This window comes from Streptomyces sp. CNH287 (assembly GCF_000424825.1).
In genome coordinates, this window is record NZ_KE384251.1 from 265,953 (window position 1) to 278,453 (window position 12,501).

Annotated in this window: 14 protein-coding genes; 8 read left to right on the top strand and 6 right to left on the bottom strand. The window is 74.6% G+C overall.

The annotated features are described in order from the left end of the window. Positions 1 to 82: 82 nt before the first annotated feature. Both H299_RS36100 and H299_RS0124865 read right to left on the bottom strand, forming a co-directional pair. Positions 83 to 262 carry a methionine/alanine import family NSS transporter small subunit gene (locus H299_RS36100; RefSeq protein ID WP_037760512.1) on the bottom strand — a complete coding sequence of 60 codons (180 nt, stop codon included), beginning with the start codon at positions 260 to 262 and terminating at the stop codon, positions 83 to 85. Further along, a complete protein-coding gene (locus tag H299_RS0124865; protein ID WP_027750624.1) occupies positions 262 to 1,785 on the bottom strand; it encodes a sodium-dependent transporter in 1,524 nt (507 codons plus the stop codon). Before H299_RS0124865 ends, H299_RS36100 begins: the two co-directional genes overlap by 1 nt. Before the next feature lie 113 nt (positions 1,786 to 1,898). On the opposite strand from H299_RS0124865, the gene H299_RS36105 reads away from it, so the two are divergent. Then, positions 1,899 to 2,927, top strand: a complete 1,029-nt coding sequence (locus H299_RS36105; protein WP_051262814.1) for a WYL domain-containing protein — start codon at positions 1,899 to 1,901, stop codon at positions 2,925 to 2,927. On the opposite strand, the gene H299_RS0124875 is transcribed toward H299_RS36105, so the two are convergent. Further along, positions 2,911 to 3,837, bottom strand: coding sequence for an SDR family oxidoreductase (locus tag H299_RS0124875; RefSeq protein ID WP_027750625.1), 927 nt, complete (start codon positions 3,835 to 3,837; stop codon positions 2,911 to 2,913). The two genes, H299_RS36105 and H299_RS0124875, sit on opposite strands and share 17 nt — an antisense overlap. Before the next feature lie 232 nt (positions 3,838 to 4,069). Here H299_RS0124875 and H299_RS0124880 point away from each other — a divergent pair, with 232 nt between their 5' ends. Further along, complete coding sequence (locus H299_RS0124880) at positions 4,070 to 4,591, top strand: DUF4240 domain-containing protein (protein ID WP_199782507.1); 522 nt, start codon at positions 4,070 to 4,072, stop codon at positions 4,589 to 4,591. Between the two features lie 199 nt (positions 4,592 to 4,790). Here the strand turns inward: H299_RS0124880 and H299_RS0124885 are convergent, their stop codons facing one another. Next, the gene (locus H299_RS0124885; RefSeq protein ID WP_027750627.1) at positions 4,791 to 5,375 is read right to left on the bottom strand and encodes a GNAT family N-acetyltransferase; all 585 of its coding nucleotides are present in this window, start codon (positions 5,373 to 5,375) and stop codon (positions 4,791 to 4,793) included. Positions 5,376 to 5,417: 42 nt separating this feature from the next. Here H299_RS0124885 and H299_RS0124890 point away from each other — a divergent pair, with 42 nt between their 5' ends. From H299_RS0124890 to H299_RS0124910, 5 genes are all read left to right on the top strand, one after another. After that, positions 5,418 to 6,317 (top strand): TIGR01777 family oxidoreductase, encoded by a 900-nt coding sequence (locus H299_RS0124890; RefSeq protein WP_027750628.1) that lies wholly within the window; start codon positions 5,418 to 5,420, stop codon positions 6,315 to 6,317. Positions 6,318 to 6,660: 343 nt separating this feature from the next. Then, complete coding sequence (locus tag H299_RS0124895; RefSeq protein ID WP_027750629.1) at positions 6,661 to 8,124, top strand: FAD-dependent oxidoreductase; 1,464 nt, start codon at positions 6,661 to 6,663, stop codon at positions 8,122 to 8,124. 170 nt (positions 8,125 to 8,294) lie between these two features. Then, complete coding sequence (locus H299_RS0124900; protein ID WP_027750630.1) at positions 8,295 to 9,002, top strand: TNT domain-containing protein; 708 nt, start codon at positions 8,295 to 8,297, stop codon at positions 9,000 to 9,002. A gap of 6 nt (positions 9,003 to 9,008) precedes the next feature. Next, positions 9,009 to 9,251, top strand: a complete 243-nt coding sequence (locus H299_RS0124905) for a hypothetical protein (RefSeq protein WP_037760517.1) — start codon at positions 9,009 to 9,011, stop codon at positions 9,249 to 9,251. Positions 9,252 to 9,343: 92 nt separating this feature from the next. After that, positions 9,344 to 9,616 carry a hypothetical protein gene (locus H299_RS0124910; protein ID WP_027750632.1) on the top strand — a complete coding sequence of 91 codons (273 nt, stop codon included), beginning with the start codon at positions 9,344 to 9,346 and terminating at the stop codon, positions 9,614 to 9,616. A gap of 25 nt (positions 9,617 to 9,641) precedes the next feature. On the opposite strand, the gene H299_RS38640 is transcribed toward H299_RS0124910, so the two are convergent. After that, positions 9,642 to 9,926 carry an SDR family oxidoreductase gene (locus tag H299_RS38640; RefSeq protein ID WP_078513082.1) on the bottom strand — a complete coding sequence of 95 codons (285 nt, stop codon included), beginning with the start codon at positions 9,924 to 9,926 and terminating at the stop codon, positions 9,642 to 9,644. A 142-nt stretch (positions 9,927 to 10,068) separates the two neighbouring features. On the opposite strand from H299_RS38640, the gene H299_RS0124915 reads away from it, so the two are divergent. Continuing rightward, on the top strand, positions 10,069 to 10,518 hold the full coding sequence (locus H299_RS0124915; protein ID WP_027750633.1) for a VOC family protein: 450 nt from the start codon (positions 10,069 to 10,071) through the stop codon (positions 10,516 to 10,518). Between the two features lie 93 nt (positions 10,519 to 10,611). Here the strand turns inward: H299_RS0124915 and H299_RS0124920 are convergent, their stop codons facing one another. Further along, complete coding sequence (locus H299_RS0124920) at positions 10,612 to 12,270, bottom strand: NsdA family TPR-like regulatory protein (RefSeq protein WP_027750634.1); 1,659 nt, start codon at positions 12,268 to 12,270, stop codon at positions 10,612 to 10,614. Positions 12,271 to 12,501 lie beyond the last annotated feature (231 nt).

Here is a 12,501-nt window from a genome sequence, read left to right on the forward strand (position 1 = left end):
CCCGCGCGCGACGCACCGTGCCCCCGCCCGAGGTGATCGGGCGGGGGCACGGTGCGTGCGGCGTCGTGCGAGCGGGCGGGCGTCAGTCGCGGGCGGGCCGCACCGGCTCCCCCGGCCCCCCGCCGGCGGGCGCGTCGGACGCACCCGGCTCCCCGTCCTCCGGTGCGTCCGGGTGCCGGCGCAGCTGGATGATCGCGGCGATCAGGCCGCCCCATACGACAAGGATGGCGATGGCCATCATGACGACGGCGCTGGCGGACATCAGCGGTTCCTCTTCTCAAGGGAGTCGGTCAGCGGCAGCTCGTCGGAGCGCCGCCAGGGGATGAGGGAGATCAGGATGCCGACGACCAGCGCGCCGATCGCCACACCCCAGCCGTACTTGAGCAGGAAGTCGTCGGTGAAGCCGCCGTAGTTCTCGTCGAACTCCGTGCGCAGGCTGTCCACCATCATCCAGCCCAGCACCAGCGGGGTGATGACGCCCAGGCAGATCAGCCACCACCTGCCCAGCCTGACCGCGGAGGTGGCGTCGGCGTCGGCCCGCAGCTCCGGGAGGCTGCGCAGCCACCAGGCGACCACGACCACCAGGACCAGTCCGGCCAGCACGATGCCGTACTGGTTGATGAAGTGGTCGGCGGCGTCCAGGAACCACACCCCGTTGTCGGAGGCGAACAGCAGGATCGACACGAGGGCGATCAGGCCGCCGACCGAGAGGACGGCGGGCACCCGGTTCATCCCGGTGCGGTCCTGCACGGAGGCGACGACGACCTGCACGATGCTCACCAGCGAGGTCAGACCGGCGATCACCAGCGACAGGAAGAAGAGCAGCCCCATCAGCCAGCCCGCGGGCATGCTGGAGATGACGGTCGGGAAGGCGACGAACGCCAGCCCCAGCCCGTCGGCCGCCACCTCGTCCACGGCCACGCCCTCGGCCTGCGCCATGAAGCCGAGCGTGGCGAAGACCCCGATCCCGGCGAGGATCTCGAAGGAGCTGTTCGCGAAGCCCGCCACCAGCGCGGAGCCGCTGAGGTCGGACCGGCGCCCCAGATAGGAGGCGTAGGTGACCATGATGCCGAAGCCGATGGAGAGCGAGAAGAAGATCTGGCCGTACGCAGCGACCCAGACGCTGCCGTCGCCCAGCGCCGACCAGTCCGGCGAGAAGAGCGCGTCCAGGCCCTTGGACGAGCCGTCCAGGGTGAGTGCCCGGATGACCAGGACGGTGAAGAAGAGGGCGAGGGCGGGGATGAAGATGGTGTTCGACCGCTCGATGCCCTTCCGGACGCCGAGCGCCAGGATGAGGAGCACGACGACCCAGACGGCCAGCAGCGGCCAGAACACCCCGCTGACGTAGCCGCCGATGTCCCCCGGGGTCTCGGAGGACTGGAGGAAGTCGTCGAAGAGGAACTCCTCGGGCTTGTCGCCCCACTGCTCCCCGAAGGAGAAGCCGACGTAGCGCACCGCCCAGGCCAGGATCACCGCGTAGTAGGTGGCGATGACGAAGCAGATCGCCACCTGCCACCAGCCGATGAACTGGGCGGGCTTGGCCAGTTGACGGTACGCGGCGGGAGGCGACTTGCGGTACTTGCGCCCCACCGTGTACTCGAGGATGAGCAGGGGGATGCCGGCGGTCAGCAGGGCGATGAGGTAGGGCAGAAGGAAGGCGCCGCCGCCGTTGCGGTAGGCCTCGGCCGGGAAGCGCCAGATGTTGCCGAGGCCGATGGCTGATCCGATCGCGGCGAACAGGAAGCCGGTCCGTGACCCCCACCGCTCGCGGGACTGCTGAGGCATTTTCCCATCCTTGTCGGTATTCACCACAATTTTCCGAACGCTAGCAGTGGAGCGGCCCGCGCGCGCTCCAAAGGAGCGGGCGGCGACGCCCGCATGCACGGCAGACTGTACCCATGCGCGCTGCACGCCTGATCAGGATGGTGCTCCTGCTCCAGATCCGCCGTTCGATGACGGCGGCCGAACTGGCCGCGGAACTGGAGGTGTCGGAGCGTACGGTCGCCCGCGACATGCTCGCCCTCTCCGAGGCGGGCGTGCCCGTCTACGCCGACCGGGGCCGCGCCGGCGGCTACCGGCTGATCGGGGGATACCGTACCCGGCTGACGGGGCTGGCCCGTACGGAGGCGGAGGCGCTGTTCCTGTCCGGCGTGCCCGCCGCGCTGCGCGGGATGGGGCTGGCCGACGCCGGGTCGGCCGCCCGGCTGAAGGTGACGGCGGCCCTGCTGCCGGAGCTGGCGGACGCCGAGGAGTCCGCCGCGCGGCGCTTCCACCTGGACGCGCCCGGCTGGTGGCACGAGCCGCGGACGCCGCCGCTGCTGCCCGGGATCGCCGAGGCCGTCTGGGGCGACCGCCGGATCGCCGTACGCTACCGGCGCCGTGACGGCGAGGTGGAGCGCGTGCTGGAGCCGTACGGGCTGGTGCTGAAGGCGGGCGTCTGGTACTTCGTGGCGCGGGCGCCGGGCGGCTTCCGGGTCTACCGGGTGGAGCGCGTCACCGCCGTCCGCCCGGTAGACCCGGAAGCCGGGGACCGCTTCGCCCGCGACGAGGACTTCGACCTGCCGCGCTTCTGGGCCGAGCGGGCCGCCGACTTCGCCCGCTCCCTCCTGCGCGAGGAGGTGACGCTGCGGCTCTCCGCGGCCGGGGCACGGCAGCTGGTCCACGTCACCGACCGTACGGCCGCGCGGGAGGCGCTGGAGCGGGGCGAGCGCGATCCGCTGGGGCGGACCACCGTGACCCTGCCCGTGGAGAGCCTGGACGTCGCGTTCAGCCAGCTGGCCGGGCTGGGCCCGGAGTGCGAGGTGCTGGAGCCCGCCGGGTTGCGCGCGCGGTTCCGCGAGGCGGCACGGCGCATGTCCGCGCTGTACGGGGGCGGCGAGGCCGGCGGGCGGGCAGCGGCGGGCGAGGCCGTCAGCGGTAGCCGGTGACGTCGGCGGTGCCGCTGCTCTGGTCCACCTCCGTGATGTACCGCCAGCAGTCCGGCTGCGAGCCGTCGGTGTCCGTGAAGCCGTACTCCCGGGCCAGCCCGCCGCTGGAGAGCGAACGGCCGTTGAAGCGGTCCCGTGCCGGATCGGCGGCCAGCGCGGCCAGCGCCCGGCCGACGTACGTGGGCGACTCGGAGATCGCGAAGTGCGGGTTCTGCTCGCAGCCCTTGCGCCACTCCTCCTCGGTCACCTTGAAGTGGGTGTCGAGCATCGCCTCGGAGCGCAGCCAGCCGGGCGTCAGGCAGACGGCGGTGGCACCGTACTCCGCCAGCTCCCCGGAGAGTCCGTACGCCATCCGCAGGGGCGCGGCCTTGGCCAGGTCGTAGTAGAAGGGCTCGCGGTAGCGCCGGTTGTACTCCTCGGTGCCGTCGGTCACCTCCACCAGCAGGCCGCCCGGCCGCCGGATCAGCAGCGGCAGGGCGAAGTGGCTGGTGACGATGTGCGACTCGACGCCCAGCCGCAGGACGCGCAGCCCCTCGGCCAGGTCGTGGTCCCACATCTTCCGCCCCCAGCCGACCAGCGCGTCCCCGCCCCAGAGGTCGTTGACCAGGATGTCCAGCCGTCCCTGCTCCCGGTCGATCCGCTCGGTCAGAGCCCGCACCTGCTCCGGCTCCAGGTGGTCGGTCGGTACGGCGATCCCGTGGCCGCCCGCGGCGTCGACCAGTTCCGCCGTCTCCTCGATGGTCTCCCTCGCGCGGCCCACCTCGCTGGTGTGCGTACGGGTGGTGCGGCCGGTCGCGTACACCGTCGCTCCGGCCCGGCCCAGTTCGACGGCCATCGCGCGGCCGGCACCCCGGGTCGCCCCGGCGACCAGCGCGATCCTGCCGTGCAGTGCGCCTTCGGTCTTCTCCACCGGTTCTGCCCTCTTCCTGTCGGTCCGTGTGCGCGGCCAGGCCGTGGCCGCGCACCGTCCGCCGACCGTGCCAGCGATACCCGACAGGGTGCGTCCGGATTCCCGCGGCGGTTTCCCCGAGGCCGCACCAGGCAGCCTCGCGCACCGCGCGGACGCGTTCGGATAACGACACAGCCGCATCTGGCGCGCTCCGCGTGCGCGGGGGTACCCGAGGGCCGATGCTGGTGCCGTGATGGACGAGACGGAGTTCTGGGAGCACGTGGACAGTGCCCGCGAGGCCGCCGACGGCGACCCCGAGGAGCAGGCCGACGTGCTGGTCGAGCGGCTGACCCGGCTCGACCCGGAGGCCGTCGCCGTGTTCGCCCGGCACTTCGAGTCCCGCTACCAGCGTGCCTACCAGTGGGACCTGTGGGCAGCCGCGTGGATTCTGCTGGACGGCGCCAGCGACGACGCCTTCGACTCGTTCCGCTGCTGGCTGATCGGCCAGGGCCGGGAGGTGTTCGAGGGCGCGGCGCACGACGCCGACGCGCTGGCAGAACTGCTGGAGGACTTCGACGCGGACCTCGACGGCGAGGGCGAGGACCTGGGCTTCGTCGCCGACGAGGCGTACGAGCAGCTCACCGGCACCCTGCTGCCCGACTCCGGGCTGCCCGACCCGCCCGCCGAGCCCGTGGGCACCCCCCTCGGGCTGGAAGACGCCGAGGCGCTGGCGGAGCGGCTGCCGAGGCTGTGGGAGCGCTTCGGCAAGCGGTGAGCCGCCACGCGGGCGCGGTCGGACGCACGCGCTCGCCTCGCTCGCCTTCGGCCCGCTTCTCCTTCCCCGTTCCCGGAAGCCCCGCGCGATGCCGAGGCGCCGGGGTTCACTGCGGGCAGAACCGCCAGGACGCCCCGGCCAGAGGGGAGGCCCGGGGCCCGTCTCCCGCTCAGGCCGCTGGCGCTGTGGCCGGGAGGGTTCACCGGCCCGCAGACCTCCCCGGCCCCAGCACCAGTCGACGCCCCATCAGGACGTCGTCCACGAACTCCCCCTCGATCAGGAACTCGCCCGGCAGCACGCCCTCCACCGTGAAGCCCGCCGCCTCGTAGAGCCTGCGCGCCGGGGCGTTGTGCCCGAGCACCCGCAGCGTCATACGCAGCGCGCCCTGCTCCGCCGCCCGCGCGCACGCCGCCTCCAGCAGCGCACGGGCGATGCCCTGGCCGCGCGCGGCGGCGTCCACGACCAGGCCCTGTATCTGGCGGACGTGCGCGTTGCTGGGCAGCGGGGTGGGGCACACGACGCGGATGTAGCCCGCGATGCCCTTGTCGTCGGCGGCGCCCTGGGGGCCGCCCGCCTCCTCCGCGCCGCCCGCGTCCGCCGCCGCACCGGTCAGCTCGGCGACCAGGAGGTGCGCGGGCCGGTGCCCGGCGTCGAAGAACGGCGCGTACGGCGGCTGCGGCCGCGGCAGGACGGCGTGCAGCGGCGACCAGGCGCGCCGGTCCAGCTCGGCGAGCGCGGTGTCGTCGGCGAGGTCCGCGACGCGAACGGTGAACACGGGAGCCATACCGGCCACTCTGCCTCGCCTCCCGCTCACCCGTCCACCAGGATGGGCGGCATGCGTATCGCAGTCACCGGTTCCACCGGACTCATCGGCACGGCCCTGCTCGCCTCGCTCCGCGCGGACGGGCACCAGACCGTCCAGCTCGTACGCCGCGCGGCGCGCGCGGGCGACGAGGTGGAGTGGGACCCCAAGGGCGGTCACGTGGACACCGCGGGGCTCGTCGGCTGCGAGGCCGTCGTCCACCTGGCGGGGGCGGGCATCGGCGACCGGCGCTGGACGGCCGCCTACAAGCGGGAGCTGCGCGACAGCCGGGTGCTGGGCACCACGACCCTCGCCGAGGCTGTGGCCTCCCTGGACACCCCGCCCCGCACGCTGCTGCTCGGCACCGCCGTCGGCTACTACGGCGACACCGGCGACCGCGCCGTCGACGAGAGCGCGCCCCCCGGCAGGGGCTTCCTGGCCGACCTGTGCCAGGAGTGGGAGGCGGCCGCCCGGCCCGCCGAGGCGGCGGGCGTACGTACCGCGTACGCCCGCACCGGGCTGGTGGTGGCGCGCCGGGGCGGCGCCTGGGGCAGGCTCTTCCCGATCTTCCGGGCCGGGCTGGGGGGACGGCTGGGCAGCGGGCGGCAGTACTGGAGCCACATCGCGCTGCACGACCACATCGCGGCGCTGCGGCACATCCTGGACACCGAGGAGCTGCGCGGTCCGGTCAACCTCACCGGCCCGGAACCGGTCACCAACCGGGAGGTGACCGCCGCCATGGGGCGGGTGCTGCGCCGGCCGACGCCGTTCCCGGTGCCGGCGTTCGCGCTGCGCGCCGCGCTCGGCGAGTTCGCCGGGGACGTGCTGGGAAGCCAGCGGGTGCTGCCGCGCAAACTGCTCGACTCCGGCTTCCGCTTCGCCTTCCCCGGCATCGACGAGGCGATCCGGGCAGCGCTGGACTGAACACCCCGCACGCGGCCCGCACGTACGCGGTCCGCCCGTACGCGGTCCGCCGCCGAGGCGGCTCGGTGGGGAGCGCAGACCGCGTACGGTCCTCGCGCTCGGGCGGTCAGCCATCCGCCGTACGCCCTTTCGTGCGCCCTGCCGCACACGCCTGTGCGCTGCCGTGCGACCGCACTTGACTCGCGCGCTACTGACGGCGACTCTCCGACTGCATAGGGTCGACGCGAACTCGGGTATTTCTCGCGCCGACCCGGGCATGAGGTCAGCGGGACGTCGCGTCGCCAGACGCCCAAGTCCCGGCTGAGGAAGCCCTACTGTCGCGCGCCGACCACGGGGAGGGCACGTGCTCACCAGCAGCGCACGCACACACCGCACCGACGCGGACGACGCCGACGTCGTCATCGTCGGCGCCGGGCTGGCGGGCCTGGCCGCGGCTCACCACCTGCGCGCGGCGGGACTTCGGGTCATCGTGCTGGAGGCCGCGCAGCGGGTCGGCGGCAGACTGGTCACCGACCAGATCGACGGCTACCGGCTGGACCACGGCAGCGGCCTCCTGTGCGCCGGCTGCCCGGAGCTGGCCGCGCTGCCGGGCCTGGGTCTCGGCTCCGCGCTCGTACTGCGGCCCTTCACGCCGGGCGCGCTGCTGCGCCTGGGCGACCGCTGCCTGCGCGTCGGCGAGCTGCGCCAGGCCGCCGCCGGGCGGCGCGGGTACGCGGTGCGGCCCGTGCGCCACGACCGCCCCGGCGGGCACGGGCGCCCCGGCGGCCAAGGGGTCAGCGGGCCTGGAGTGCGGGGCCCGCGGGGCGCCTTCAGCGCGGCCCGCGCGCTCACCGGTGCGCGCGGGCGGGCGGCCGTGACGGACGCGCTGGAGCTGGCCCGGCTGCGCGCGGGCCTGGCCCGCCTCGCCAACACCTCCACCGACCGGCTGCGCGCCCGAACCGAACTGCCCACCGCGGAGGCGCTGTCCGTACGCGGCTTCCCCGCGCGCACCGCCGGCGCACTGGTCGGACCGCTGCTGGCCGCGCTCCTGTCGGACCCGGACCTGACCACCTCCAGCCGCGTCGCCGACCTGACGCTGCGCCGCTTCGTCCGCTCGGGCCTGTGCCTGCCCGCGGGCGGCGCGTCCACCCTGCCGGAGCTGCTGGCCGCCGGGGTGCCGGAGGGCACGGTGCGTACGGGCGTACGGGCGGTCTCGGTCGCGGCCAACGCGGTGGACACCGACGGGTACGGCACGCTGCGCTGCCGCGCCGTGCTCATCGCCACCGGGGCGCGGGACGCCGCACACCTCCTCCCAGGTCTGCGGGTGCCCGCCTTCCATCCGGTCACGGTGCTGCACCACGCGGCCGACGAGCCGCCGATGACCGCCCCCACCCTGGTGGTGAGCGCCGACCGCCAGGGGCCCGTCTCGCACACCTGGGTCACCTCCGCCGTGGACCCCTCCCGCGCGCGGCCGGACCGCACGCTGGTCACCTCGGTCGTGCTCGGATCGGCCGCGGCCGATCCGGTGGGCGTGCTGGACAAGGCGGTCCGCGGCCAGCTCGCCCACCTCTACCAGGCACCGGCCGAGCGCTGGCAGCTGCTCGGCCGGCACCACGACGCATGGGCCGTACCCGCCATGCCCGCACCGCACGACGGCCGGCGGCCGGTGCGCGTGCTGTGCGGGCTGTACGTGTGTGGTGACCACCGGGACACCTCCAGCACCGGCGGCGCGCTGGCCTCCGCCCGCCGGGCGGCGGCCGAGGTGCTGCGCGACTTCGGCCTGCGCCCCCTGCCCGCCGACGGCGAGGCGCTCCGCGCGGCGGCCTGACGCCCGTACGGGGCGGGGGCGGCGGGCAGGCGGGGGCGCACGGCGCGTCCGACTCCGGGCAGCGGCGCTGCCTCGTACGGGTGACAAATGGCAGCAAACAAGCCGGACTTGCACATTCCTGTCATACGGTTCGCGTGCCGAATCTCCATCCGAAGCGTGAGGAGTCGTCCGTGAACCGCATCCGCGTCAGCCTGGCCGCGATGGGCACCGTCGTCCTGCTGTTCTCCGGGCTGCCGGGCCAGGCCACCGCCGCCGGTCCGGGCCCCGGCACCGACACCCGTCAGAGCCGGGCGCGGCCGGCCGCCCCGTGCACGGGCGAGTTCGCGGGGGACGCGCGGCTCGGCCCCGACCACCTGGCCGCGCGCTCGCAGCGGCCCTTCGCCGCCCTGCTCGCGGGTTACGAGCGCACCGGTTCCCTCTCACCCGACGCCTTCCTGCGCAAGTACTGGGAGGGACCGGCGGATTCGGGCGGCTGGAAGTACCCGCCCAACGACGGCTTCGGCACGGTCAACGGCTCGCTGGACAAGTGGCCCGCGCAACTGGCGAAGGGCGAGGAGCTGGACCGCTTCGGCTCCGAGTACGGCCGCTTCCTGGCCCCGGCCGGAGCCGGGTACGGCGAGCGTGCCCTGCCCCCGCAGAGCCTCAACACCTACGAGTCCGCGTTCCCCTGCAACTACCACGTCTACCGCGTCAACCGGCCGCTGACCGTCTGGCAGGGCAGCATCGCACCCTGGTTCGAGCAGGCGGGCGGCGGGCAGCAGATCCTGCTCGACCCCGCGCTGCTGCCGCCGTCCGAGCGCCCCGCCGCCGGTGCGCCGCTGAACGTGAAGTGGCTGATCGAGCACGGCTATCTGACCCGCGTCCGCACCTCCGGATGAGCTGAGGTGACGGACCGCGCCGGGCTCCGCCTCGCACTGCGCGCGGCGGGGTTCGCCGACGTCCACTACTGGATCGAGGGCGTCCACGAACCGGCTCCCACACCTGTGGAGTTCCTCTTCCTGCGACGGCACCCGGCGGGCGGCTGGGAGACGGGCCTGCACGAACGGGGGCGCTGGGAGGCGCTCGCCCGGCACACCACGGAGAGCGCGGCCTGCGCACACCTGCGGCAGCTGTTGTCGGAGCCCTGAATTCCCCTTCCACCAGGCCCTTTTGTCAGTGCCGGGCGGTATTCTGGAAGCAGAATCGAGAGCTGGTTCACCAACGCCCCAGGAGGTCGCTGATGGCCACTGTCCGCCCCGTGACGAAGCCCCTGCGCAAGGCGAAGCTGCCCGCCGGCCAGCCCCGCGAGTGGTATGAAACCCACAACAGGCAGCTGAAGGCGATGCGCCTCGCCATCGCCCTGCTCGACTCCGGCGTCTACACCCCGGAGCGCGCCACCAACCGCCGGATACGCGGGACGGCGGCGCGTATCGACATCCGGCCCCCGTCGCACGTCACCTGCCGGCTGGTGCGCTCCCTCCTCCCCGCCGCCGGCGAGGGCTCCTCGCGCTAAAGGGCCTGTCGCTCTCCGGAGACGGTCACCGGGGTGGCGGTGACGGTCGTCGTGCCGGCCGGATGTGGCGACACGTCCGGTCGGCATCCGTCCGACCGCCGCGTCCCGCCGGGAGGTGCGGGACAAGGTCGAACTGTGCCCCACCCGGCGCTCGGTGTCCGCTGGTGCGGACACCGTGGGGAGACTTGATGCCGCCGCCCTCGATGACGTAGTCGGCACCGGTCACGCTTGCCGCGCGGTCCGAGGCGAGGAACGCGACGACCGCTGCGACCTCGTCGGGTTCGGCCGTGCGACCGGTGGCCATGCCCATCGCCGCGGGCAGCGCGGCCACGAGTTCGCGGTGCCGCTCGCCGGACCGTCGGCGATGTCAGTGCCGCCGGGCAGGATCGGGTACGAGGGCGCGGCGTCCGCCGTGCCCGCATCGCGCCCGACGGCGCCGACGGAGGAGCCCCATGACCGTGACCTTCCAGCTGACGATCGACTGCGCGGACCCGTCCCCGCTGGTGGCCTTCTGGGCGGCGGCGCTGGGATACGAGCCGGAGGCGCCGCCCTCCGGCTTCGCCACCTGGCGCGCGTACTGGCTGAGCATCGGGGTGCCCGAGGAGGAGCTGGGTACGGGCGACTGCGCGGACTCCCTGGTCGACCCGGAGGGCAGGGGCCCGCGCATCTGGTTCCAGCAGGTGCCGGAGGGCAAGGCGGTCAAGAACCGCCTCCACCTCGACCTGCAAGTCAGCGGTGGCCGCGAGGTCCCGCTGGAGACCCGCAGGGCCCGCGTCGACGCCGAGGCGGCCCGGCTGGAGGCGGCGGGGGCACGGCGCGGCGGCGTCCAGGCCGAGCCAGGCCAGGACCATTACGCGGTGCAGCTGCGGGACCCGGAGGGCAACGAGTTCTGCGTGTGCTGACCGCCGCGGGTGCTGACCGCCGGGAGGCGGCGAGGCGCGGACGGCGCGCGGAGGCGCCGCCACCGGGCGCACCGCCGCCGCACCCGCCGTCCCTCACCCCAGGGCCGCCACCCGCTCCCGGTAGCCGCGTACGGGCGCCGCGTCGCGGTAGGGCTCGAGGCGGCGCTCGAAGTCCCGTACGTACTCGTGCGCCCGTGCCGAACGCATCTCCGACGCCTGCTGTGCCGCCTCCGCACCGAGCGCGCACGCCTGCTCGATCTCGCCCAGGCCCAGCCGCGCCGTCGCCAGCACGACCCGGCAGAAGAGCCGGCTGCGCGCGTACCCGGCGCCGCGCAGCTGGAGCGAACGCTCAGCGTGCTGCGCGGACACCCGGTACTGCTGAAGGTCCCGGTGGCAGTGCCCGAACTCGTCCGCCAACTGCGCCTCGTCGAAGAAGCGCGCCCAGGACGGCACCTCCTCGCCCGGCCGCGCGGCCTCCAGCGCCCGTTCGGCCCGGGCCAGTGAGGTCGTGCAGGCGCGCGCCTCCCCCAGCACCCCGTGCCCCCGCGCCTCCGCCGCGTGCAGCAGCGACTGCACGGCGGACGAGGCGACGCCCCCGATGCCCTGCTGCGCCACCCGGGCCAGCTGCACCGCCTCCCTGCCGTGGCCCAGGTAGACCGCCTGCCTGCTCATCGTGACCAGTACGTAGCTGCCGTAGGCCCGGTCGCCCGCCGCCTGCGCCAGCCGCAGCGACTGCACGAAGTAGCGCTGGGCGAGGCCGTGCGCCGCGATGTCGTACGAGGTCCAGCCCGCGAGCCGGGTCAGGTCGGCCACCGCCGAGAAAAGGCGGCGGCCGGCCTGCTCTCCGTAGACCCCGCGCAGCATCGGCTCGGCCTCGTGCTCCAGGTACCGCACGAGCGCCTGCCGGGCGTGGCCGCCGCCGTAGGCGTGGTCGAGCGCGCGGAACAGCTCGCCGACGGAGCGCAGCGCGGCGATGTCGCCGCCGGTGACCTTCTGGCCCGGCCCGCGCTCGATGCGCTCCAGCACCGGCGCGGGCAGCGGCGGCAGCCGGACCGCCCCGGGCGCGGCCCCCGCCGGACGGAGCACGGCCCCGGGCCCGGCGCCCAGCGCACCCTGCTGCGCGGGCACCCCCGGCGCCCCGGCGCCCGCGGGCACCCGGACCTGCGCGGGGACCCGGGCGGAGCCGCCGGGGTGCCCGCCGGGGCGCACCGCATGCGGCAGCCGTACGCCCTCGGTCCGGGCGCCCTCCGCCCGTACGCCCTGCTCTGCGGCCGGGTCGGGGCCGCGCGCGACCCGCTCGTCGGCGCGCCCGATGAGCCAGTCGCGGCTGGGCACCACGAGCCCGGCCGGGGTGAACGCGATCTTGCGCAGCTCGGCGTGGCTGCCCGAGTCCTTCCGCCACAGCCCGCTCACGATGTCCACCGCCTCGGCGGGCGAGGCCGCGAACTCCAGCCCGGCGTATACCGGGGCACACGCGTCCAGCCCCAGGTCCTGGGCGGAGAGGCGGCGCCCGAGCCGCCGGGTGAAGACCTCGGCGATCAGCGCCGGAGTCGTACCGCGCGGCTGCTGCCCGCGCAGCCAGCGGGTCACGGAGGTCTTGTCGTATCTGAGGTCGAGGCCGTGTTCGAGGCCGAGCTGATCCACCCGGCGGGCCAGCCCGGCGTTGGAGAATCCGGCCTCGGCGATGAGTGCTGCGAGCTGGCGGTTTGGAGTGCGCTGCGGGGAGGTGCCCCCAGGTCGTTCCGTCGTCATCAGCTTTACGGTCTCCTGCCCTCACGGCTTGCGGCAGACGCCGGGGCGCCCAGATGGATCGGCGCGAATGTAACGGCCCCAGGCGCGCCACTCGCCCTGTCTGCCGCGTATTCATCCATACGTGTGAGTGGCGGCCGGCTCGGGCGACGCCGCGGACCGGCCGTACAGTGGCACGGGCGCACGACGTGCGGGCACGCGGCCGTCGAAGACGCAGGACGCAGAGGACATGAG

Excerpts from the sequence above, each read along its gene's own strand:
- H299_RS36100 (WP_037760512.1), bottom strand. The coding sequence starts at position 262 with ATGTCCGCCAGCGCCGTCGTCATGATGGCCATCGCCATCCTTGTCGTA.
- H299_RS0124865 (WP_027750624.1), bottom strand. The coding sequence starts at position 1,785 with ATGCCTCAGCAGTCCCGCGAGCGGTGGGGGTCACGGACCGGCTTCCTG.
- H299_RS36105 (WP_051262814.1), top strand. The coding sequence starts at position 1,899 with ATGCGCGCTGCACGCCTGATCAGGATGGTGCTCCTGCTCCAGATCCGC.
- H299_RS0124880 (WP_199782507.1), top strand. The coding sequence starts at position 4,070 with ATGGACGAGACGGAGTTCTGGGAGCACGTGGACAGTGCCCGCGAGGCC.
- H299_RS0124885 (WP_027750627.1), bottom strand. The coding sequence starts at position 5,375 with ATGGCTCCCGTGTTCACCGTTCGCGTCGCGGACCTCGCCGACGACACC.
- H299_RS0124890 (WP_027750628.1), top strand. The coding sequence starts at position 5,418 with ATGGGCGGCATGCGTATCGCAGTCACCGGTTCCACCGGACTCATCGGC.
- H299_RS0124910 (WP_027750632.1), top strand. The coding sequence starts at position 9,344 with ATGGCCACTGTCCGCCCCGTGACGAAGCCCCTGCGCAAGGCGAAGCTG.
- H299_RS38640 (WP_078513082.1), bottom strand. The coding sequence starts at position 9,926 with ATGGGCATGGCCACCGGTCGCACGGCCGAACCCGACGAGGTCGCAGCG.
- H299_RS0124915 (WP_027750633.1), top strand. The coding sequence starts at position 10,069 with ATGACCGTGACCTTCCAGCTGACGATCGACTGCGCGGACCCGTCCCCG.
- H299_RS0124920 (WP_027750634.1), bottom strand. The coding sequence starts at position 12,270 with ATGACGACGGAACGACCTGGGGGCACCTCCCCGCAGCGCACTCCAAAC.